This window comes from Pseudomonas sp. LBUM1674, from assembly GCF_059695635.1.
The window spans coordinates 4,438,402-4,460,606 of record NZ_CP166779.1; the positions used below are offsets into that span (position 1 = coordinate 4,438,402).

Annotated in this window: 22 protein-coding genes; 18 read left to right on the forward strand and 4 right to left on the reverse strand. The window is 60.5% G+C overall.

Features of this window, described 5'->3' with window-relative positions:
- The first annotated feature begins 1 nt into the window (after position 1).
- The 9 genes from mhpB to ACA067_RS20485 all read left to right on the forward strand — a co-directional run bounded on the left by mhpB (position 2) and on the right by ACA067_RS20485 (position 8,772).
- Positions 2-955: a 3-carboxyethylcatechol 2,3-dioxygenase gene (mhpB, locus tag ACA067_RS20445; protein ID WP_497458222.1), complete on the forward strand. Its 954-nt coding sequence runs from the start codon at positions 2-4 to the stop codon at positions 953-955.
- 17 nt (positions 956-972) lie between these two features.
- Complete coding sequence (locus tag ACA067_RS20450) at positions 973-1,836, forward strand: alpha/beta fold hydrolase (RefSeq protein WP_497458223.1); 864 nt, start codon at positions 973-975, stop codon at positions 1,834-1,836.
- A gap of 14 nt (positions 1,837-1,850) precedes the next feature.
- Positions 1,851-2,645, forward strand: coding sequence for a 2-keto-4-pentenoate hydratase (gene mhpD / locus ACA067_RS20455; protein WP_497458224.1), 795 nt, complete (start codon positions 1,851-1,853; stop codon positions 2,643-2,645).
- Between the two features lie 33 nt (positions 2,646-2,678).
- Positions 2,679-3,614, forward strand: coding sequence for an acetaldehyde dehydrogenase (acetylating) (locus ACA067_RS20460; RefSeq protein ID WP_497458225.1), 936 nt, complete (start codon positions 2,679-2,681; stop codon positions 3,612-3,614).
- Positions 3,615-3,624: 10 nt separating this feature from the next.
- Complete coding sequence (dmpG, locus tag ACA067_RS20465; RefSeq protein WP_497458226.1) at positions 3,625-4,647, forward strand: 4-hydroxy-2-oxovalerate aldolase; 1,023 nt, start codon at positions 3,625-3,627, stop codon at positions 4,645-4,647.
- Positions 4,648-4,811: 164 nt separating this feature from the next.
- Positions 4,812-6,017 (forward strand): 3-(3-hydroxy-phenyl)propionate transporter MhpT, encoded by a 1,206-nt coding sequence (gene mhpT, locus ACA067_RS20470; RefSeq protein ID WP_497458227.1) that lies wholly within the window; start codon positions 4,812-4,814, stop codon positions 6,015-6,017.
- A gap of 72 nt (positions 6,018-6,089) precedes the next feature.
- Complete coding sequence (locus tag ACA067_RS20475) at positions 6,090-7,361, forward strand: OprD family porin (RefSeq protein WP_497458228.1); 1,272 nt, start codon at positions 6,090-6,092, stop codon at positions 7,359-7,361.
- Positions 7,362-7,472: 111 nt separating this feature from the next.
- Positions 7,473-8,144: a class I SAM-dependent methyltransferase gene (locus tag ACA067_RS20480; RefSeq protein ID WP_497458229.1), complete on the forward strand. Its 672-nt coding sequence runs from the start codon at positions 7,473-7,475 to the stop codon at positions 8,142-8,144.
- A gap of 163 nt (positions 8,145-8,307) precedes the next feature.
- Positions 8,308-8,772 carry a hypothetical protein gene (locus ACA067_RS20485; RefSeq protein ID WP_497458230.1) on the forward strand — a complete coding sequence of 155 codons (465 nt, stop codon included), beginning with the start codon at positions 8,308-8,310 and terminating at the stop codon, positions 8,770-8,772.
- Positions 8,773-8,895: 123 nt separating this feature from the next.
- Here the strand turns inward: ACA067_RS20485 and ACA067_RS20490 are convergent, their stop codons facing one another.
- Positions 8,896-9,258: a histone-like nucleoid-structuring protein, MvaT/MvaU family gene (locus ACA067_RS20490; protein ID WP_497458231.1), complete on the reverse strand. Its 363-nt coding sequence runs from the start codon at positions 9,256-9,258 to the stop codon at positions 8,896-8,898.
- A 550-nt stretch (positions 9,259-9,808) separates the two neighbouring features.
- Here ACA067_RS20490 and ACA067_RS20495 point away from each other — a divergent pair.
- Positions 9,809-10,582: a ParA family protein gene (locus ACA067_RS20495; RefSeq protein WP_497458232.1), complete on the forward strand. Its 774-nt coding sequence runs from the start codon at positions 9,809-9,811 to the stop codon at positions 10,580-10,582.
- A gap of 190 nt (positions 10,583-10,772) precedes the next feature.
- On the forward strand, positions 10,773-12,275 hold the full coding sequence (gene proP, locus ACA067_RS20500; RefSeq protein ID WP_497458233.1) for a glycine betaine/L-proline transporter ProP: 1,503 nt from the start codon (positions 10,773-10,775) through the stop codon (positions 12,273-12,275).
- Between the two features lie 127 nt (positions 12,276-12,402).
- Here the strand turns inward: proP and ACA067_RS20505 are convergent, their stop codons facing one another.
- Positions 12,403-12,741 carry a hypothetical protein gene (locus tag ACA067_RS20505; protein WP_497458234.1) on the reverse strand — a complete coding sequence of 113 codons (339 nt, stop codon included), beginning with the start codon at positions 12,739-12,741 and terminating at the stop codon, positions 12,403-12,405.
- A gap of 310 nt (positions 12,742-13,051) precedes the next feature.
- Here ACA067_RS20505 and ACA067_RS20510 point away from each other — a divergent pair, with 310 nt between their 5' ends.
- Complete coding sequence (locus tag ACA067_RS20510) at positions 13,052-13,723, forward strand: NADPH-dependent F420 reductase (protein ID WP_497458235.1); 672 nt, start codon at positions 13,052-13,054, stop codon at positions 13,721-13,723.
- A gap of 68 nt (positions 13,724-13,791) precedes the next feature.
- On the opposite strand, the gene ACA067_RS20515 is transcribed toward ACA067_RS20510, so the two are convergent.
- Positions 13,792-14,748 carry a threonine dehydratase gene (locus ACA067_RS20515; protein WP_497458236.1) on the reverse strand — a complete coding sequence of 319 codons (957 nt, stop codon included), beginning with the start codon at positions 14,746-14,748 and terminating at the stop codon, positions 13,792-13,794.
- Positions 14,749-14,853: 105 nt separating this feature from the next.
- Here ACA067_RS20515 and ACA067_RS20520 point away from each other — a divergent pair, with 105 nt between their 5' ends.
- Together ACA067_RS20520 and ACA067_RS20525 are read left to right on the forward strand one after the other, a co-directional pair.
- Positions 14,854-15,771 (forward strand): helix-turn-helix transcriptional regulator, encoded by a 918-nt coding sequence (locus ACA067_RS20520; protein WP_497458237.1) that lies wholly within the window; start codon positions 14,854-14,856, stop codon positions 15,769-15,771.
- Positions 15,768-16,178, forward strand: a complete 411-nt coding sequence (locus ACA067_RS20525) for a hypothetical protein (RefSeq protein ID WP_497458238.1) — start codon at positions 15,768-15,770, stop codon at positions 16,176-16,178. Before ACA067_RS20520 ends, ACA067_RS20525 begins: the two co-directional genes overlap by 4 nt.
- 299 nt (positions 16,179-16,477) lie before the next feature.
- Here the strand turns inward: ACA067_RS20525 and ACA067_RS20530 are convergent, their stop codons facing one another.
- On the reverse strand, positions 16,478-17,251 hold the full coding sequence (locus ACA067_RS20530) for an IclR family transcriptional regulator domain-containing protein (protein WP_497458239.1): 774 nt from the start codon (positions 17,249-17,251) through the stop codon (positions 16,478-16,480).
- A 145-nt stretch (positions 17,252-17,396) separates the two neighbouring features.
- On the opposite strand from ACA067_RS20530, the gene ACA067_RS20535 reads away from it, so the two are divergent.
- The 4 genes from ACA067_RS20535 (at position 17,397) to ACA067_RS20550 (ending at position 22,147) form a co-directional block, all read left to right on the forward strand.
- On the forward strand, positions 17,397-18,215 hold the full coding sequence (locus ACA067_RS20535; protein WP_497458240.1) for a shikimate dehydrogenase family protein: 819 nt from the start codon (positions 17,397-17,399) through the stop codon (positions 18,213-18,215).
- Between the two features lie 32 nt (positions 18,216-18,247).
- A complete protein-coding gene (locus ACA067_RS20540) occupies positions 18,248-20,026 on the forward strand; it encodes an FAD-dependent oxidoreductase (protein ID WP_497458241.1) in 1,779 nt (592 codons plus the stop codon).
- Positions 19,995-20,315 (forward strand): NIPSNAP family protein, encoded by a 321-nt coding sequence (locus tag ACA067_RS20545; protein ID WP_497458242.1) that lies wholly within the window; start codon positions 19,995-19,997, stop codon positions 20,313-20,315. Before ACA067_RS20540 ends, ACA067_RS20545 begins: the two co-directional genes overlap by 32 nt.
- A gap of 86 nt (positions 20,316-20,401) precedes the next feature.
- Positions 20,402-22,147: an FAD-dependent oxidoreductase gene (locus tag ACA067_RS20550; protein ID WP_497458243.1), complete on the forward strand. Its 1,746-nt coding sequence runs from the start codon at positions 20,402-20,404 to the stop codon at positions 22,145-22,147.
- Positions 22,148-22,205 lie beyond the last annotated feature (58 nt).

The following is a 22,205-nucleotide window of genomic DNA, read 5'->3' on the forward strand; positions in this document are numbered from 1 at the left end:
CATGAGCGCTTATCTGCACTGCTTGTCGCACACACCCTTGGTGGGCTACGTCGACCCCACGCCCGACGTGCTGGCCGAGGTCGACGGCATGATCGCCGAAGCCCGGGAGCGCATCGCCCGCTTCAACCCGGAGCTGATCGTGCTGTTCGGCCCTGACCACTACAACGGCTTTTTCTACGACGTGATGCCGGCTTTCTGCATTGGCATGGCGGCCGAGGCCATCGGCGATTTCGACACCGCGGCCGGTCCGCTGGACGTGCCCAAGGCACTGGCCGAAGCCTGCGCGCAGGCCGTCCTGGATGCCGGAGTCGATGCCGCCGTGTCCTATCGCATGCAGGTCGACCACGCCTTCGCTCAACCGCTGGAACTGCTGTTGGGCGGCTTGCAAGGTTGCCCGGTGATTCCGGTGTTCATCAACTCGGTGGCCGTTCCCCTCCCCGGCTTCAAGCGCGCCCGCCTGCTCGGTGAAGCGATTGGCCAATGGGCGCAGTCGCTGGACAAGCGCGTGCTGTTCCTGGCCTCCGGCGGCCTGTCCCATCAGCCACCCGTACCGGAACTGGCCAAGGTCGATGCGCGCATGGCCGATCGGCTGATGGGCAGTGGTCGTCAATTGCCAGCCAATGAGCGACAGGCGCGCCAGGAACGAGTCATCCAGGCCGCTCGGGATTTCGTTGAAGACCAACGCAGTCTGCACCCGCTCAATCCGGTTTGGGACCAGCAGTTTCTCGACACCCTTGAACAGGGCCGCCTGAGCGACCTCGATGCGCTGGGCAATGACGAGCTGTCGGCATTGGCCGGCAAGTCGACCCACGAAGTGAAAACCTGGGTCGCGGCCTTCGCTGCGCTGTCGGCCTTCGGCCCGTACCAGACCGAAGGCCGCTACTACCGTCCGATTCCCGAATGGATCGCAGGCTTCGGCGCCCTTGGCGCCCGGCCGCTGAACAACAACCATTGAATTCAAGGAATACTGCCATGACAGCCACTGCATTCACCGAAGCCTCCACCAGCCGCTTTGCGCGCATCAAGGAAGGCGACCTGGACCTGCAACTGCATTACAACGACGTCGGCCAAGGTGCAGAAACCGTGGTCATGCTGCACGGCTCCGGCCCCGGTGCCAGCGGCTGGGCCAACTTCCATCGCAATATCGAGCCGCTGTTGAATGCCGGCTACCGCGTGATCCTGATGGATTGCCCAGGCTGGAGCAAAAGCGACACGATCGTCAGCGAAGGCTCGCGCTCGAACCTCAACGCACAAGCGCTCAAGGGCCTGCTCGATGTGCTGGACCTGGACCGCGTACACATCATCGGCAACTCGATGGGTGCCCACAGCACCGTCGCCTTCGCCCTGGAAAACCCTGGGCGGATCGGCAAACTGATCCTGATGGGTGGCGGTACCGGCGGCCCAAGTGCGTTTGTTCCCCAGCCCACTGAAGGCATCAAGCTGATCGGCGCGCTGTACCGCGAGCCGACCATCGAGAACTTGAAGAAGATGATGAACGTCTTCGTTTTCGATGCCAGCGGCCTGACCGAAGAATTGTTCCAGACCCGCCTGGACAACATTCTGGCGCGCCGCGATCACCTGGAAAACTTCGTCAAGAGCAGCACGCTCAATCCCAAGCAATTTCCGGATTTCAGCCACCGCCTGCACGAAATCACCGCCGACACCTTGCTCGTCTGGGGCCGCGAGGACCGCTTCGTGCCCATGGACACTGGCCTGCGCCTGCTGGCCGGCCTGCCCAAGGCGCAGTTGCACGTGTTCAACCGTTGCGGCCACTGGGCGCAGTGGGAACACGCCGAGAAGTTCAACCGCCTGGTCCTGGACTTCCTGACCCACTGATCACCGAGGCTGACATGACCCTTTCTCAACAAACCCTGGAACAACTGGCCGCCGACCTGCGCCAGGCCGAGGCCGACGGTGAGGCCATCGCACCGCTGCGCGAGCAGATCGGCGAAAGCAATGCCGAAGCCGCTTACACCATTCAGCGCATTAACGTCGCCCATGGCGTGGCCAACGGCCGTCGCGTGGTCGGCCGCAAGATCGGTTTGACCAACCCGAAGGTGCAGGCGCAGCTGGGCGTCGACCAGCCGGACTTCGGCACGCTGTTCGCCGACATGTGCTACGGCGATAACCAGAGCGTGCCGGTGGGCAGTGTTTTGCAACCGAAGATCGAAGCGGAAATTGCGCTGATTCTGGAGCGGGATCTGCCTCATGCCGACTCCACATTTGCCGACGTGATGGCGGCTACCGGCTGGGTGGTCCCGGCACTGGAAATCGTCGGCAGCCGGGTCCAGGGCTGGAACATCCGCTTCGTCGATACCGTGGCCGACAACGCCTCCAGCGGTTGCTTCGTACTCGGTGGCCCGGCTCGCCGTCTCGATGGCCTGGACCTGCGCCAGGCCTGCATGCGCATGACCCGCAATGGCGAAGAAGTGTCCAGCGGCAGCGGCGCCGAATGCCTCGGCCATCCACTCAATGCCGCCGTGTGGCTGGCGCAAACCATGGCGCACCTGGGCGATCCGCTGCGGGCCGGCGACATCATTCTGACCGGTGCGCTGGGGCCGATGGTGGCGGTGGCGGCGGGTGATCGATTCGAGGCCGAGATCGAAGGCATCGGTCGTGTCGGTGTTCAGTTCAGCGCCGAGTGATCGGTGACTTGCGTGCAAAATGAGGCAACAACAATGAACAAACTCAAAGTCGCCATCGTCGGTTCCGGCAACATCGGCACCGACCTGATGATCAAGATCCTGCGTAACGCCAGGCACCTGGAAATGGCGGTCATGGTCGGCATCGACCCGGCCTCCGACGGCTTGGCCCGCGCCGAACGCATGGGGGTAGCCGTGACCCATGAAGGCGTTGAAGGCCTGACCCGCATGGACGTATTCAAGGACATCGACTTCGTCTTCGATGCCACCTCGGCCGGCGCCCATGTGAAGAACGACGCCTTCCTGCGCTCGATCAAACCCGGCATCCGCCTGATCGACCTGACGCCCGCGGCCATCGGCCCGTACTGCGTGCCGGTGGTCAATCTGGAGCAGAATCTCGGCCAACTCAACGTCAACATGGTGACCTGCGGTGGCCAGGCGACCATCCCGATGGTCGCGGCCGTGTCGCGCGTGGCCAAGGTGCATTACGCGGAAATCGTCGCCTCGATCGCCAGCAAATCCGCCGGTCCCGGTACCCGCGCCAACATCGACGAATTCACCGAAACCACCGCCAAGGCCATCGAAGTGATTGGCGGCGCCGCCAAGGGCAAGGCGATCATCGTGATGAACCCGGCCGAACCGCCGTTGATGATGCGCGACACGGTGTTTGTGTTGTCCGAGGCTGCTGATCAGGCGCTGGTCGAAGCGTCCATCGTGGAGATGGCGGCCGCCGTGCAGGCCTATGTGCCGGGCTATCGCCTGAAGCAGAAAGTGCAGTTCGACGTGATCCCGGAAGACGCGCCGCTGCACATCCCCGGCCTCGGCACATTCTCCGGGCTCAAGACCTCGGTGTTCCTCGAAGTCGAAGGCGCCGCCCATTACTTGCCAGCCTACGCCGGCAACCTCGACATCATGACCTCCGCTGCCTTGGCCACCGCCGAGCGCATGGCGCAGTCGATGCTGAACGCCTGAGGAATTCGACATGACTTTCAATCCCGACAAGAAACTCTACATCTCCGACGTGACCCTGCGAGACGGCAGCCACGCGGTGCGTCATCAGTATTCGCTGCAAAACGTGCAGAACATTGCCCGCGCCCTGGACCAGGCCAAGGTCGACTCGATCGAAGTCGCCCACGGCGACGGCCTGCAAGGGTCGAGCTTCAACTATGGCTTCGCGGCGCACACTGATCTGGAGTGGATCGAAGCCGCCGCTGACGTGATCAGTCACGCCAAGATCACCACGTTGCTGTTGCCCGGCATCGGCACGGTGCATGACCTGAAAGCGGCCTACAACGCCGGAGCCCGGGTGGTGCGCATCGCCACCCATTGCACCGAAGCGGACGTGTCGAAACAGCACATCGAGTACGCCCGCGAGCTGGGCATGGACACCGTCGGTTTCCTGATGATGAGCCACATGATCCCGGCCGAGCAGTTGGCCGCGCAGGCCAAGTTGATGGAGAGCTACGGCGCGACCTGCGTGTACATGGCCGACTCCGGTGGGGCGATGAACATGCAGGACATTCGTGATCGTTTCCGCGCATTCAAGGCCGTGCTCAAGCCGGAGACCGAAACCGGCATGCACGCGCACCACAACCTGAGCCTGGGGGTGGCCAACTCCATCGTCGCGGTCGAGGAAGGCTGCGACCGCATCGACGCCAGCCTCGCCGGCATGGGCGCGGGGGCCGGTAACGCGCCGCTGGAAGTGTTCATCGCCGCCGCCGAACGCCTGGGCTGGAACCATGGTACCGACCTTTACACGCTGATGGATGCCGCCGATGACATCGTGCGTCCGTTGCAGGACCGACCGGTGCGGGTTGATCGCGAGACCCTGGCCCTGGGTTACGCCGGCGTCTACTCCAGCTTCCTGCGGCACGCTGAAATCGCCGCGGCCAAGTACGGCCTGAAGACCCTCGACATCCTCGTCGAACTGGGCAAGCGGCGGATGGTGGGCGGCCAGGAAGACATGATCGTCGACGTCGCGCTGGACCTGCTCAAAAATCGATAACACCGCACCCCCTGTAGGAGCTGGCTTGTCGGATCGCCGCACCGCAGCGAAAGAGGTCTGTCAGTCGACACATCTACTGAATGTGCCACCGTCTTCGCCGGCAAGCCGGCTCCTACACGGGTTCGTCCCTGACCGACATCACAACAATAAAACGGGTACTGCCCATGACTTCGCTAAACCTGACAACACCGCTGCACCTGACGCGGACCATCGGTCTGTGCTTTCTCGTCGCGCTAATGGAGGGCCTGGACCTGCAGGCCTCGGGGATCGCTGCCCAAGGCATGGCGGCCGCGTTCGAACTGGATAAATTGCACATGAGCTGGGTCTTCAGTGCCGGGATTTTCGGTCTGCTGCCCGGTGCGTTCGCAGGCGGCTGGCTGGCCGACCGAATAGGTCGCAAGCGCGTGCTGATGGCGTCGGTGACGCTGTTCGGACTGTTTTCCCTCGTCACCGCCCTGGCCTGGGATTTCAACAGCCTGCTCGCTGCCCGTTGCCTCACCGGCGTAGGGCTGGGCGCCGCCCTGCCCAACCTGATTGCCTTGACCAGTGAAGTGGCCGGCCCGCGCTTGCGTGGCAGCGCGGTGAGCCTGATGTACTGCGGTGTGCCGTTGGGCGCTGCGCTGGCGGCGATTATTGGTATTAACGGGTCTGCCGGCGATTGGCAGACAGTGTTCTACATCGGCGGCCTGGTCCCCCTGTTGATCGTGCCGCTGCTGGGGCGTTACCTGCCGGAGTCGCTGCAGCTTCGCACAGGCGCGGACGCGGCACCGGTGGGCGTGGTCCAGGGTCTGTTCCGCGAGGGAGCGGCCCTGCCGACCGGCCTGATCTGGGTCAGCTATTTCTTTACCCTCATGGTGGTCTACATCCTGATCAACTGGCTGCCCAGCTTACTGATCGGCCAGGGCTTCAGTGGCCGCCAGGCCAGCTGGGTCATGCTTGCCCTGCAGATTGGCGCAGCGGTCGGTACGTTGATGTTGGGCTGGGTGATGGACCGCCTGCCCGCTTGGGCACTGTCCGCACTGATCTATCTGGGCATCCTGGCCTCGTTGACTGCCTTGGGGCTGGCCAGCCGTCTGGAGAGCATGCTGGTAGCAGGCTTCGTCGCCGGCTTTTTCGCCACTGGTGGGCAGTGTGTGCTGTATGCCCTGGCACCGCATTTTTATCGTCCGTCGATACGCGCCACCGGCGTGGGCAGTGCAGTGGCCATCGGCAGGCTTGGTGCAATGAGCGGTCCGCTGGTGGCCGGCAAGATGCTCGCCCTGGGCACCGGCACAGCCGGGGTGATGCTGGCTTCGGCACCGGGGATCGTCATCGCTGCGGTGGCCATGTTTTACCTGACGGTTCGGCGCAACGGCTCTCGGTCCGACTGACAGCCCACTCGAAATACCCCGCGTCGAAACGATGCGGGTTTCACTCCAACAACAATAAAAGTGAACACTGGCATGCTCAAGACTTCTCTTCGGGCGCTCAGCGCCTGCACCTGCGTTTTATCCCTTGGCCAGGCATGCGCCAGCGGTTTTGTCGATGACAGCCACGCCGATCTGACGCTGCGCAACTTTTACTTCGACCGTAACTACGTGAACGCAACGCCCCAGGCCGCCGCCCGCGAGTGGGCCCAGGGGTTCATTCTCAATGTGCGTTCCGGTTTTACGCAAGGCCCGGTGGGGTTCGGCCTTGATGCTCAAGGTTTGCTGGGAGTGCGCCTGGATTCCTCACGCGCTCGCACCGGTACCGGCCTGCTACCGTATAGCGCCAGCACCCGTGAGCCAGCCGATGACTATTCGGAGCTGGGTCTGACGGCCAAAGCCAGGGCCTCGAAAAGCGAGCTGCAATTGGGCACCATCAGCACGTTCCTGCCGATCGCTTTCGCCAGCCCTACCCGCCTGCTGCCACAGACGTTTCGCGGCGCGTACCTCAAGTCCCGGGAAATCGACAAGCTGACCCTGCACCTCGGCTGGCTGGATCGCATCAACCTGCGCGACTCCACCGACTACCAGAAAATGACAGTGGGTTCCCCCAATGGACGCTTCAATGGCGCCGCCGAGTCGGACCGTTTTTCTTTCCTCGGCGGCGACTATGCCTGGTCGCCGCACCTGACGCTGAAGTACTACCACGCAGAACTCGCTGACCTGTACCGCAAGGATTTCTACGGCTTTGTCGACAATCGCCCGCTTGGCCCCGGCAGCCTGAAAAGCGATTTCCGCCTGTTCATCTCCAGCGAGGATGGCGCGGCCAAAGCCGGCCCGGTGGATAACCGTAACGCGGCACTGATGCTGACCTATGCCTGGGGCGCCCATAAATTCGGCGCTGGCTACATGCAACTGACTGGCAAGACGGCCATGCCCTACCTCTTCGGCACCGAGCCTTTGGTGATCACCGAAGGCACCCTGAGCTCCGAGTTTCTCAACCCCAGGGAGCGCAGCTGGCAGGTACGGTATGACTACAATTTTGCCGGCCTTGGCGTGCCAGGACTCAATGGCATGTTGCGCTACGTGAGGGGCGACAATATCGAGCTGGCCAAACTGGGGGGCTCCAACCTGACAGAGAGCGAAAAGGACATCGAACTGTCCTACGTGCTGCAGGGCACTGCGCTCAAAGGCCTGGCCTTGCGTGTGCGCAACGCCTGGTACCGCAACGACTTCAGCGCCCAGGCCAGCCATAGGGACGACAATGAGCTACGGGTGAATGTCGATTACACATGGAAGCTATGGTGAGTGTCACCCGCCATACCGTGCCGAGAAGCCATTTCATTCCTCAAATGGCTTCGCCACGGCAGCACTTGTCCTATCCTTCCATCCAAGCACCCAACAATGCCGGACAGCACAATGCCCGCCCCCGAATCCACCCTCCTCCAAAGCTGGCACCACAACGCCCGGCTCTGGATCGAAGCCGTCCGCACCGGCACCATCGCAAGCCGCCTCCAGGTCACCGACCAGGCTATCCTGTTGGCGGTGCTGGGCCGCCAGCCGGAGCGCGTGCTCGACCTGGGCTGCGGCGAGGGCTGGCTGCTGCGGACGCTGGCTGAACGGGGCATCACGGCAGTCGGTGTCGATGGCGATGCGACGCTGGTGGAGGCGGCGCGGGCGGCGGGCTCTTCGCCGGTGCATTGCGCGAGCTATGAAGCGTTGGCGGAGGCGACGGTGGACATCGGCAGCGACTACGACCTGATCTGCGCCAACTTCGCCCTGCTGCACCAGGACATCATCCCTCTGCTTGCCGCCATGAACGCCCTGCTCGCCCCTGGCGGCGCGCTGGTGATCCAGACGTTGCATCCATGGACTGCGGCGGCGGGCGACTATCAGGACGGTTGGCGGGAAGAAACCTTCGCCGGATTCAAGGGGCAGTGGCAACCCATGCCGTGGTACCTGCGCACCTTGTCCAGTTGGTTCAATGCGCTGGACATGGCCGGTTTTCGCCTGGTCGGCCTGCAGGAACCGCAGCACCCGCAAAGTCCGGTGCCGCAGTCATTGCTGTTGGTGGCCGAGCCACGGGGGTGAGTGCAATCGATGGCTGGAGCAAAAGCGATCAAAAAATCGATGCTGCGATGTCCGTAATGGATCGGTGGAACCATCACCAGCGTGAGCCAAGGGTATTAATGTCAAAATAGAGTGTTGAACATCACTGGCCAGGTACAAGCCATAATGATCGAAAGAGTGGTACATGACTGAACCGAAACTATCTCAGACCAGAAGGAAAAAGTACCTTGCCTGGGCGTTACTACTCGGCTTTGTAGCGGTGGTGTTCTACGCCTACCTGAATGTCCCGGAGCACCCGAAGGAAATAGTCATGAAGCAGAACTTCGTACCGGGGCAATGGATTTACATCGTTCAGAATCCCAGAAACACGTCAGAACCCAAGACGCTGAGCTTTTATGTCGATGATTACGATTCAAGTAACGAGGTGATGAAAGTACGCCTGGGCAAGAAGCGTCCGTTTCTGATTTCGGACACCGACCTGAACGATGTTGTCATACGGCGTGTTGCCAACGGCTTGAAAGTGCAGATCAAAGGTGCGGTCGAGGCCTACCGCAGCGACCTCTATCTGGCCGACGGAGATACTTACACGACGTTTCGTGTAAGCCTTGAACAGGTGGAGACCCGAGCGCCCCTGCCCAGCGGGCGTTAAGGTCTTTTTCCGTGTAGGAGCGAGCTCGCTCGCGATGGACCGTTAACGATAACGCGTTTATTCAGAAAAAACGCGTGATCGTTAACGTCCATCGTCGGAACGCCGCCCGGAGCAAGCTTGCTCCTACGCCAACCAGGACTCAACCGTGTCGGAACCGTATTTCGCTTTCCACTCTTTCAATATCTTGTGGTTGCCACCCTTGGTTTCCACGACTTCGCCAGACTCCGGGTTTTTATAGATTTTCACTTGGCGAGGCTTGCGATTGCCCGTTTTAGACTGGGCAGCGGGAGCACGGCGACCGGCTTGTGGGTCAAGCAGATTGACGATGTCTTTCAAGCTGTAGCCATACTTGGCGAGCAGTGCACGCAGCTTCGTTTCGAATTCAATTTCCTGCTTCAGGCCAGCGTCACCTTTCAAGGCTTCAAGCGCTTGGAGCTGCTCGGCCAAGTGTTTTTCAAGCTGGCGGAATTCTGCGAGTTTGGACATGGGAATCTCTCCGTGACTGTTATCCTAACGTTACACTAAAAACACCGATTTGCATGAAGTTAGCGTGTTTACTTGCTCAACAAGTCGCATCCATTGCCAGATTCGCACTTGAGCAAACGCCCTCTATCGACAGTTGGCGATGAGAGAAGGTTCGTAAAATCGCAAACGGAACATGGGTTTGATGGCGCCGCCTCTAAAATCGGTATGCGGAACGGAACGGGCTGGCAAGGTGTCATTTGTATTAGACACCCCTGGTGTCGTACATCCAGTCGAAATAGAGAGGTCGTCATGAACAACATCATCTACATCGTTGGGGCCGTTGTGATCGTCCTGGTTATTCTGTCGTTTGTCGGTCTTGTATAGCCTGCCAGTTTAGACCCTTTTCCGGTGGCTGTAGCGGGGTAGCGCCTGGGGAGCGAGGACGCCTGCGCCAGCCATTTTCCACGCTGATTCAAGAACTTGTCTTAAAACTGAAACCTAATGGTCATATATTGCACTCATCCGCTTACATAATCCTGGCTTCAGGCCCCTTCATGGATGAATTGCCCTCATGCGTCGTGTTGTCTTCAATCAAAAAGGTGGTGTTGGAAAATCCAGCATCGCCTGCAATCTTGCCGCTGTGAGTGCAGCGCAAGGCTACCGGACACTGCTGGTTGATCTCGATCCCCAGGCGAATTCGACTCACTACCTCACAGGCCTGCTCAACGATGACATTCCCGCGGGTATTGCCGATTTCTTCAGACAGACACTGTCTGGAGGCTTTGCCAGCAAAAAATGTCGAGTAGCCATAACCGAGACTTCCTACGAGAACCTCCATCTCGTGACCGCCAGTCCGGATCTTTCAGATCTCCAGTCAAAGCTTGAGCGCAAGTTCAAGATCAACAAGCTGCGTAAATTGCTGGTAGAGCTTTCCGAGGACTACGAGCGTATCTATATCGACACCCCTCCCTCGCTGAATTTTTTTACATTCAGCGCTTTGGTCGCCGCCGATCGATTGTTGATTCCCTATGATTGCGACAGCTTTTCCCGGCAGGCCTTGAATAACGTCATCGCTCAAGTAGAAGATCTGCGCATGGATCACAATGAATCGCTGCAGATAGAGGGGGTGGTGGTCAATCAATTTGTCGCCCGCACCGGGTTACACCAGACGCTCATCGACGAAATGCTCGCAAAGGGTCTTCCTGTGCTACCGGTTTATTTGAGTAGCTCAGTTAAAATGCGCGAGTCCCACAAAGCCTCTGTACCCCTTATTCATCTGGCACCGCGTCATAAGCTCTCGAGGGAATTTGTAGCTTTGCTGGATGCACTGGAGCGAGCAGCTTGAGTTGGTTTTCGGTTCAACTGTTGCTGCCAGCAAAAAATACCGGCGAGATGTGAATTTTTTCGTGTCCTCTTGTATCTGAACTTAAACAAGCCATGCCATTAAACAGATGGAATCGGCAAAGGCAGATCCGCCTGGCCTGCGCCACACAGGGCTCAGCGGTTTGCGGCAAGACAGTGACAGAGTGGCTCGCATGAGATCACGTGAGAAGAACGTCAAACCGATTCGATTGAAAGACATCACCATTGTCGACGACGTCAAGATGCGCAAGGCGATCACTGCCGCTGCACTCGGCAACGCAATGGAATGGTTCGACTTCGGCGTCTATGGTTTTGTCGCCTATGTTCTCGGCAAAGTATTTTTTCCCGGCGCTGATCCCGACGTGCAGATGATCGCCGCGTTGGCGACCTTCTCGGTCCCCTTCCTGATCCGCCCCCTGGGCGGTTTGTTCTTCGGTACGCTGGGGGACAAGTACGGTCGACAGAAAGTCCTGGCGGCCACCATCGTGATCATGTCGCTCAGCACCTTCGCTATCGGGCTCATACCGTCTTATGCCTCGATCGGCATCTGGGCGCCTATCCTCCTGCTGCTGGCCAAGATGGCCCAAGGTTTTTCGGTGGGCGGTGAATACACCGGTGCCTCGATCTTCGTCGCCGAATACGCGCCGGATCGCAAGCGCGGTTTCCTCGGCAGCTGGCTGGACTTCGGCTCGATCGCCGGCTTCGTCTTCGGCGCAGGCGTGGTGGTGCTGATTTCCACCATTCTGGGCGAAGAGCAGTTTCAGGAATGGGGCTGGCGACTGCCGTTCTTCCTCGCCCTGCCCTTGGGCATGATCGGGCTCTACCTGCGTCACGCCCTCGAGGAGACGCCGGCATTCCAGCAACATGTCGAAAAACTGGAACAGGGTGATCGTGAAGGCCTGGCCAGGGGCCCGAAAGTATCTTTCAAGGAAGTGGCCACCCAGCACTGGCGCAGCCTGATGACCTGCGTTGGCGTAGTGGTGGCCACCAACGTCACCTACTACATGCTGCTCACCTATATGCCGAGCTACCTGGTTCACAACTTGCATTACAGCGAAAGTCACGGCGTGCTGATCATCATCGCGATCATGGTCGGCATGTTATTCGTCCAGCCGATGATCGGTTTGATCAGTGACAGGATTGGCCGCCGTCCCTTCATCATTTGCGGTAGCGTCGGCCTGTTCTTCCTGGCCATCCCGGCCTTCATGCTGATCAACAGCGGCAAGCTCGGCCTGATCTTCTCCGGGTTGCTGATGCTGGCCGTGCTGCTCAACTTTTTCATCGGAGTGATGGCGTCCACCCTGCCGGCGATGTTTCCCACCCACATCCGTTACAGCGCACTGGCCAGCGCCTTCAACATCTCGGTATTGATCGCGGGCCTGACCCCTACCATCGTGGCCTGGCTGGTGGAAAGCACCCACAACCTGTACATGCCGGCCTACTACCTGATGGTGATTGCCGTGGTCGGGCTGATGACCGGCGTGACGATGAAAGAAACGGCGAACAAACCCTTGCGTGGTGCAACTCCGGCGGCTTCCGACCTCGAGGAAGCGCACGAACTGCTGCAGGAACATCACGACAACATCGAGCAGAAGATCGAGGACATCGACGCACAAATCGCCGAGCTGGAAGCTAAACGCGAGCATCTCGTGCAGCAGCATCCGCGAATCGAATAAGGTGGGCTCCTGTCACGAAGCGCAGAGCTTTTTCTCGAGATCCTTGAAGAGTTGCCTGTAAGCGACTCATCCAATCGCGGGCATTGGTGAATCGGTCATCGCATGGAAAAGCGTTTACGGGCCGGGGTCAGATGCATTCCTCTGCGGCGCGTTGAAAACTCGAAGGCAGGAAGTTCGCGGACAGAAAATGCCGCTCGTAGATGAACACCTTGCCGCCGTTTCCGGCCTTGTAGGCTTCCAGCACGTTGTCCGCCGAGACTTTGCTCGGCACCACGATCCGGTAGCTGCGCTGTGTCTGCAAGACCGTTGGGTTCAACGCACTGCCCTGCAGTTTCGGCACGACGCAGTCGGCGTATTGGGCTGGGGTCTTGCTGGTCTGCAAGGTCAAGGTCGGATCATTCGGCGCGGAGGCACAACCGGCGATCACCAAGACAAACGCCATGGCGGGCACAAATAAAGGGCGCATCGGTCTCATCCTGAAAATAAAAGGTTCGGTTCATCAAGCAACGGTCATCGCGCAAATTTGTTGAGCCGCGCGTTCGGTGGGGCGATTTTCCAACGATTGCCGACAAAGCAGAACTTGCGTTTCTTGATGGTCACTATTACTTCCAGCAATAGTTGCGCGCCGTACAGACGGATGCACACTCAACAGCAACCAAACGACTGGCCAGCCCTTTCGTTACCAAGATCCACTGCCCCGCAAGCGCCTTTCGTTTATACGCAGTCTCTACTACCGTAATTGCTAACCCCCTTTGTCCAAACCGGAAGCGGAGCGCATGTCCAGAATCCTCTTGCTAACCTTCGCCACCCTGCTCCTGTGCAGCCAGGCGGTGGCGGACACCCTGAAGATCAGCGTGATCGGTGCCGGCAACGTAGGCGGTACGCTTGGCACCTTATGGGTGAAGGCCGGGCACTCGGTGATGTTTTCGTCCCGCCACCCCGAGGCGCTCCAGGACCTGGTCAAGGCCGCCGGCCCCAACGCTCGGGCGGGTTCGGTCAGCGAGGCCGCGTCATGGGGCGATGTGATCGTGCTAAGCGTTCCCTACGGCGCAATGCCGGCGCTGTCCGAACAGCTGAAGGGCAAGCTGGAGGGCAAGGTGGTGTTCAGCACCAGCAACCCGTTCAGCGGCCGTGACGGAGACATCGGGCGCAAGGCGCTGGATCTGGGAGTCGCCCTGGCGGACCAGCAGTACCTGCCCGGTGTGCACCTGGTGCGGGCGTTCAACGCCATCGGCTATGCCTCAATGAAAAGCCAGTCCGGCAAAGGCAAGGCGATTCCAACCTTCGCCGACGATGCCCAGGCCCGCGACCTGGGCGCCCGGCTGGTGCGTGACGCCGGATTTGTACCGGTGCTTCTACCACTCGCGCGGGCTGATGAAGGATTGCCGGGCGGCCCGGCCAGCGGCGTTTTGAGCGAGGCCGAGCTCAAGCAAAGACTAGGCTTATAGCGGAGCGGATTGACGCGCAAACGCTTGCAGCGCTCGAGCCGGAACACCAGCGCTGCCCCCGCCATCGGTCACCCGATCACGTTCGCATACACCGCCCTGTCGACATTCCCGCCGGACAGTATGACCCCCACCCGTCTTCCCTCCATGGCTTCACGCTCCTGAATGAGCGCCGCCAGGGCCGCCGCGCCTGCCCCTTCCGCCAGGTTGTGGGTGTCGGTGTAATACACACGCATGGCCTCGACAATCTCGCCCTCATCGACGGATACGATCCGCGCCGCCGCCACACCGTAGATGGCGAAGGCTTCAGGAATCGGTTTACGTACGGCCAGGCCATCGGCAAAGGTAGTCGCCGTCGCGGTTTCGCAAATCTCTCCCGCTTCAAAGGACAGTTTTGCCGCTGCAGCCTCGGTGGATACCACGCCCACCACCTGGGTTTGCAGGCCCAGCGCGTCGCGCGCGGCGATCACCCCACAAATCCCGGAGCCACAGCCGATCGGCACGTAGACGGTATGCAGGTCCGGCGCCGCCTTGAACAGCTCCAGCGCATACGTGGCCACGCCTTTGACCAACTCGGTGTGGAACGGCGGCACCAGGTAGAGGCCCTGCGTTTGCGCCAGGCGTGCGGCCTCTTCCCGGGCCTCATCGAAATCGCGACCCCATTCGACCACCTCGCCGCCGAAGCCGCGCATGGCATTGTTTTTTTCTACCGAGTTGCCCTCCGGCACTACGATCAATGCGCGCAAACCCAACGCGCGTGCCGCCAGCGCCAGGCTCTGGCCATGGTTGCCGCGGGTAGCGGTAACGATGCCCCTGGCGGTGGGGTGCACGCGTTTGAGCCAGTGCATGAAGGTAATGCCGCCACGCACCTTGAAAGCGCCCGTGGGCGTATGGTTTTCATGCTTGACCCACACCGTGCATCCCAACCGTTCAGCCAGCAATGGCCAAGGGTACTGGGCAGTAGCAGGCATGACCTGGTACACCTGGTGGGCAGCTTGTTCGATGTCGTCGCGAGTCAGTCTGTGCATGAGCACTCTCCCTGAGGTTTTGCCCAGTCTAGATCCGGTGCCCATACGCCGGCTTTCAAAAAACCGACCTGACTTTTGTGCCCTGTCTTGACTACTATGGTGCTCATGAACCCTCGAGACCGCCCACCGCCATCGCTCCTGACCGAACCGGTCCGCCGTGTCGAGGCAGGGCCTTGGTCGATCGAATTATTGCCCGGCTCCGCCTATGCCGCCCGCTACGTAGCGACCCATGCGGCGATCGGCTTTGCCTTCGACAGCCAGCAAGGCCTGCACGCCATCGGCAGTGACCGGGTGATGCCTTTCATTGCCACGCCGAACGGCCTGGCCTTTGTCCCGGCCGGGTGTGACGTGTTGTCCGAGTCAGCCGCCGGCGGTGAATATCTGCGGGTCATGCGCGCTGACGGTCTGGCGTTGATGGGGGATCGGGCATTCAACAATCGCATCGATCCGCAGGCCATTGCCCTTGCACTGCGAATGCGCAACGCGCTGCTGCACGCCTCGATGGATGACGATTGGGAGGCCTGGGCGCTCGCCTTGGCTGATCGGGCCATGGCGCAGGAAGCGTTGCCGACGCCGACCCAAGGCTCCATCACCGCCAGCCGCATGCGCCTGCTCGATGAATTCATTGACGCGGGTCTTGACGGTGCGCTGAGCGTGCAGGCGATGGCCAGACTGCTTGAATTGTCCGAAGGATTTTTCATGCGGGCCTTCAAGCGCGCAACGGGCAAAAGCCCGCACAGCTACCTGATCGACCGACGACTCGCCAAGGCCCGTGCCCGGCTGCGCGATTCGACAGCCAGCCTGTCCGAGATCGCCCTCACCTGCGGGTTCAACTCCCAAGCGCACATGACGACAGCTTTCAAGCAACGGCTAGGTGTCAGCCCGGCGCAATTACGAACAAATTCGAGGTCCGTACCGACCGGGGTATCAGATAGCAGGATAATTATCAGCTGGCAGGCCAGGCAGATAACATGCTGTCCACCACGTATCCTGAAGAACAACATTGAAAAGGAGTTCGAATGAAAACTGATTGGCAACAAATTCGAGAAATGATGAACACTGTTATCGATAGCTGTGAGCAGATCGAAACGGCAGGATTCAATGAGGAACATCGCTGCGCGACCGTGGAGATCAAAGGTGTTGATTACTCCGTTCAGGAGTTTTTAATCAGCGCCTGGACACTCCCGGAGAACATTCGCTACCAGATCATCCGTGAACGTCATGAAGCTGGGAATGACCTTCCCTATGTTCCCGAAGCCGCCCGCATTCTTGTCTCAATGGCGCAGGCTTGCGCGGAATTGGTCGGGGCAGCCGACACAGCACCCGCTCAGAAAGCTATTGCGGGAATGAATCATTGGTACAAGGCCTACGCGGTACCGCATATGACTGCCGCCATCGGGCTGGCAAAAAAACAGTCTGACGCTGAGTAACGGCTAGATCAAAAGATCGCAGCCTCGCTTCGCTCGACAGCTCCTACAAGGGGCCGTTGAACCAACGCGGCAGTCGGCACCGCCTGCGAAAAAATGGGGACGGACTTGTTTTTCCTCGGGAAGCTAAATCAGTCCCCCCTTTTCCTCAACGGGCATGCCTCAGGCAAACAGTTTCAGCGCTTCGTCATTCCACTCATGGCCATTCTCAGACCAGCCTTTATCCGCAGAAGGTGGGAACGTCCACTATAATCGGGAGCAAATCCTGATAGACATTCATGTCTTCAAATCGGCACCGGCGCCTAGAGGGTCATGATTGGCCTTAGCAATGCTTGCCCTTCATACAATGCGGACAGATAACGTTCGCGCATTTGCTCGAGGCTCATTCGCGATGCGTGGGTGGTAAGGGTCAAGGTTGCCTGCAACTGCCCTTCCCGATCCATCAACGGCACGCTCAAAACCCGCATCCCCACTTCATATTCCTGATCCACCAGGACATAGCCACGCTCGCTCGCCAAGGCGATTTCGGCGCGAATGTGCGCCTCATCGGTCACCGTGTAAGGGGAAATGGCCCGTGGCGGATTGCGGGCGAAATAGGTGTCGAGCGCCTCCGCTGACAGGCTGGCCAGCCAGAGCCGGCCACTGCCCGTGCAATACATCGGCACCCGTGAGCCGGGGCGGATCGACATTGAGGTGATATGGCTGTAGCGGCTGCGCACGATATGCACGATGTTATCACCGTCGCGAACGCCCACCGACACGTGCTCCTGGGTGGTTCGCGCCACCTGTTCGACGATGGGCCGCAACATGCGCGGCAACACCGCCGAATCGACATAGGCCTGGCCGATACGCAATGCCTTGGCGGTCAGCCAATAATAACGGCCATCTGTTTGCGCAAAGTCGTCATGCACCAGCGTCAGCAAGAAGCGCCGGGCGGCACTCTGGGTCATGTCGGCCAGTCGGGCAGCCTCAGGCACACTCAGACGCGGATACTCCTGGGAAAACAATTGCAACAGCGCCAGTCCCTTTTGCAGGCCGACGATCAAATCCCGTTGATGGATGGTGGGCTGCTTCATCGCTACGACTCTTATTCAAACAAACAATGCGATTATCGCACTCCTGATGCGATTATCAACGTAAACACCTCGCAGCTTGATTGTTCCCCGCCCTCCTCGCTTGCAGTATCGGCCCCACAACACAGCCAATAAGCGGGAACATCAAATGATTCAGGCTTCGACTGAACTGGTCGCCATCGTCGGCTCACCTGTTACACAGGTGAAATCGCCGGAAAACTTCAACCGCTGGTTCGCTGATCACCAGCAAAACGTTGCCATGTTGGCCATCGACCTTGCGCCGACCGCCCTGCAGAACTTCATTGAGACCTTGCGGGGCTGGCAAAACCTGCGCGGTTGCGTGGTCACCGTCCCCTACAAACAACTACTGGCCGGCCGTCTGGACAGCGTCAGTGAGCGCTCGGCGGCGCTGGGCTCGGTCAACGTAATCCGGCGCGAGGCCGACGGCCGGCTGGTGGGCGATATCGTCGACGGCGAAGGTTTTCTCAGTGCTGCGCGCCAGCAGGGGTTCAATCCGCAAGACAAACAGGCGTTGGTGATCGGCACCGGCGGTGTCGGCAGTGCGATTGCTTATTCACTGTGTCAGGCCGGGATCAGTCATCTGGTCATCAGCGACTTGAGCGCGGAGCGCGTCGAGATGCTCGGCGAACTGTTGCGCGATGCTTTTCCCGAGATCGTGATCAGCGCCAACCCCGCCTCGCTCGAGCACTTCGATCTGGTGGTCAACGCCTCGCCGGTCGGCATGGGCGCCACCAGCGATGAAGGCCCGCTGCCGTTGCCGCACGTTCTGATGCAAACCCTGCAAAAGTCGACGCTGGTTGCCGATGTCGTGACTTCGCCAGCCGTGACGCCGTTTCTCGCCTTCGCCCGACTGCGTGGTTGCCCGATCCAGACCGGTCCGGAAATGGCCCTGGCGCAACTGGGTAACCTCGGCCACTTCATGGGCGTAACACCGCTGCAGATCTGATCTGCGGCCGTGTCCTCGACAGGCGATAGACAATGAATATGACGACTACCCACCTCGCTGCCGGTGCCGACCTGGTCTACGACGTGATTGTCCTGGGCAGCGGTGCCGCCGGTTTCGCTGCGGCGGTGACCGCCAGTTGCCGAGGCCTAAAGGTCTTGCTGGTGGAAAAGACCGAAGCCTTCGGCGGCACCTCGGCGATCTCGGGTGGCGCGGTCTGGCTGCACGACTCCGACCAGGCCCGGGCCGCCGGGCATCACCTGAGCGCCGAACAGATGCGCCGCTATCTCAAGGAAGTGATCGGCGCCGGCTACAACCCGGCGCTGATCGATTCCTTCATCGACAATGGCCGCGAAGCCTTGGGTTTTCTGGAGACCCACAGCGAGCTCAAATACAGTCTGCGGCCACTGTCGCCCGACTATTACCCGGACTTGCCCGGTGGCACGCAAACCGGTCGCGCCCTGGAAATCGACGAGTACGACGGGCGCAAGCTTGGTGAGCACTTCAAAGACCTGAAGCGGCCACCGGATGGCATGCTGCTGTTCGGCGGTATGATGGTCAATCGTGTCGACATCCAGCACTTCCTCAGCTTCAAGCGCTCGCCGAAATCCCTCTGGCACTGCCTGAAACTGATGGGCCGCTATGCCATCGATCGCCTCAACCATCCACGCGGCACGCGCCTGACCGTGGGCAATGCCTTGATCGCCCGGCTGGCAACCACCGCCTTCGCCAATGGCGTCGACTTGTGGCTTCAGGCGGCACCCGAAGCGTTGCTTGTCGAGCAGGGAACCGTAAAGGGTGTGCAGATCACCTGGAGCGGACAAACCCGCAAGGTATTTGCCAAGGGCGGCGTGGTATTGGCCATGGGAGGATTTGCGGCCGGTGCTCAAGCCGCCCAACAGCGGCCAGCGACGGACTCGGAACACTGGAGCATGTCACCACCCGCCAACGTTGGTGACGGACAACGACTGGCCGCTTCGGTCAACGCAGCCATTGGCGACAACCTTTCGGCGAATTTCTTCTGGGCGCCGGTCTCGGTGCTGCACAAGGCCGACGGCAGCGTCGAGCGCTTTGCGCATCTGGTGACCGATCGGGCCAAACCCGGAGTGATCGCGGTCAACCGCGCCGGGCGACGTTTCGTCAATGAGTCGGACTCCTACCACTGCTTCGTCGAAAGCATGTTCGCCAACGGCGGCGCCAATGCGCCCTGCTGGCTAATCTGTGACAGCGAAGCCTTGAACCGATACGGCATGGGCCTTGCCCGTCCGCGACCGGTCGATAACAGCGCGTTGATCGACGCCGGTTATCTGCTGCGCGCAGACAGCCTCGCCGAACTGGCCCTCATCGCTGGCATCGATGCCACGGCTCTGGAGCAGACCCTGACGCAGTTCAACGCCGATGCAGCCCTTGGCGTCGACCGTCAGTTCGGTAAAGGCAGCAGCGCCTACAACCGCTACATGGGCGACCCGCTTCACGGACCCAACCCGTGCCTGAAACCGCTGCACAAGGCGCCGTTTTACGCCATTCGCCTGTTTACCGGTGACCTCGGCTCCGCCCGCGGACTGGTCACCAATAGCCAGGCCAACGTGCTCGACCGCAGCGGCGCACCGATCCCCGGCCTGTACGCCGCCGGCAACGAAATGAATTCGATCATGGACGGCACCTACCCCGGTCCCGGCATAACCCTCGGCCCCGGCATCACCTTCGGTTACCTCGCCGCCAGTGATATCGCAGCCCGTCTTGACCGCAGCACAACCCAAGAACCCCGCACTGGAGAACAGCATGTACTACGAACTGCGCACCTACACGATTAAACCGACCCGCCTTGGCGACTGGCTCGCCTTGTACAAAAACGCGGCACTGGCCGTGCAGCAGGAGCACCTGGGCAACCTGGTCGGTTTCTTCACCACCGAAATCGGTGAGGTCAACCAAGTGGTGCACATCTGGGCCTATACCAGCCTCGACGATCGCATGGCCCGTCGCAACGCCATGGCAGCCGATCCGCGCTGGCAGGACTTTACCCGGCAGAACAAGGAGCTCGACGCCGTGGTGACTCTAGAGTCGCGCCTGTTGCGCCCGACCGACTTTTCACCGTTGAAGTAACCGTCGTCCTGTTGAGCCGCTTCCACCGGGGAGCGGCCAGCCCCGCCCCCCGCCCCACCCGAAAAAAAACAATAATGGAGGTCGCCATGAGCGTCTTGCCGTCGATTAACGTCGACGACCTTATCTGTGATGTCCTGGTCATCGGCTCCGGCGCCTCTGGCCTGGCGAGTGCCGTCACCTGCGCCGAGCTAGGCCTCGACGTCATCGTGGTGGAAAAAGAACCCGTGTTCGGCGGCACCAGCGCCTGGTCGGGCGGTTGGCTGTGGATCCCCCGCAACCCGTTGGCCGTCGCCGAAGGGATAGTTGAAGAACTCGAACAGGCGCGGATCTACCTGCGCAACGAATTGCAGACCGATGTGCTCGACCCACGCATGGAGATGTTCCTCGAACAAGGCCCGAAGATGGTCGAGTTCTTTCAGCACCAAACCGAAGTCCGGTTTTTCTCCGGCAGCAAGATGCCTGACTTTCATGCCAGCGAAGGCTTCGCCAGAGGCGGTCGCTCGGTCTGCGCCCAGCCGTACGATGGTCGTCGACTAGGTCCCTGGATCAAAAAGCTTCGGCGTCCGTTGGATATCATCAGCCTTGCCGGAATGGGCATTGCCGGTGGCGCCGATCTCAATCATTTTCTCAATGCCAGCCACTCTGCGCCATCCATGCTGTACGCCGGCAAACGCCTGTTGCGCCATGCCCGTGACCTGATGTGCCACGGCCGGAGCATGCACCTGCTGAACGGCAATGCATTGGTAGCCCGGTTGCTGAAAAGCGCGGTGGATCGCAACGTCCGGCTGTTCACCGATACGCCGGTACATGAGCTGCTGCATGAGGATCAGCGTGTGGTCGGCGCACGTACCGAGCGCACTGGACGCCTGTTCGACATCCGCGCACGACGTGGTGTGGTGCTGGCCTGCGGCGGTTTCCCCCACGACCGGCAGCGTATTGCCCACCAGTTCGCCCATGCCCCTGATGGCACAGGACACTTGAGCGCTGCTCCCAAGGGCAATACCGGCGACGGTTTGCGACTGGGTGAACGCGTCGGAGCTCGCGTTCCATCCGACTTGCCGCATGCCGCTGCGTGGGCACCTGTCTCTCGCGTGCCGCGGGAGGACGGAGGCTTCAGTGGCTTTCCACATTTGATGGAGCGGGCGAAACCGGGTTTTCTCGCGGTGCGTCAGGATGGCCGACGCTTCGTCAACGAGGCAGACTCTTATCACGACTATATGTGCGCACTGTTCGAGGCCACCGGACCGGGAGAAACCCCGGTGTCCTGGCTGATCTGTGACCACCGCGCCCAGCGGCGCTATGGCCTGGGTTGGTCCAAACCATTTCCGTTCCCGACGGCGTCATATGTGCGCAATGGCTATCTGTTCAAGGACGCGACCCTGGCCGGACTGGCACGCCAATGCGCGATTGATGCGAAGCAGCTGGAAGCCACGGTCAGCACCTTCAATCAGCACGCCGAGAAAGGCTGCGACCCGCTCTTCCGGCGCGGTGAGTCGTTGTACAACAAAGCTCAAGGGGAAGCCCTCCATGGTCCCAATCCGTCCCTCGGCAGCCTGCGCCAGGGACCGTTCTACGCCGTCAAGCTGGTTCCCGGCAGCCTCGGTACCTTCGCCGGGTTGAACACTGATGCCTGTGCTCGGGTACTGGACAAACAACAAACGCCGATTGTCGGGTTATTCGCCGTGGGCAATGACATGAACAGCATCATGAACGGTTACTACCCCAGCGGTGGCATCACCCTCGGGCCAGGCATGACATTTGGTTACATCGCAGCAAGAACACTTGCCGGCCTGATGGATGAGGAAGAAGGAGGCGATTGCCCGCCCGAGTAACCTGTTGTGAACGCCGCCGCGACCGTCAGGCACCGCTTGGGCAGTGCCGACGTCCGCC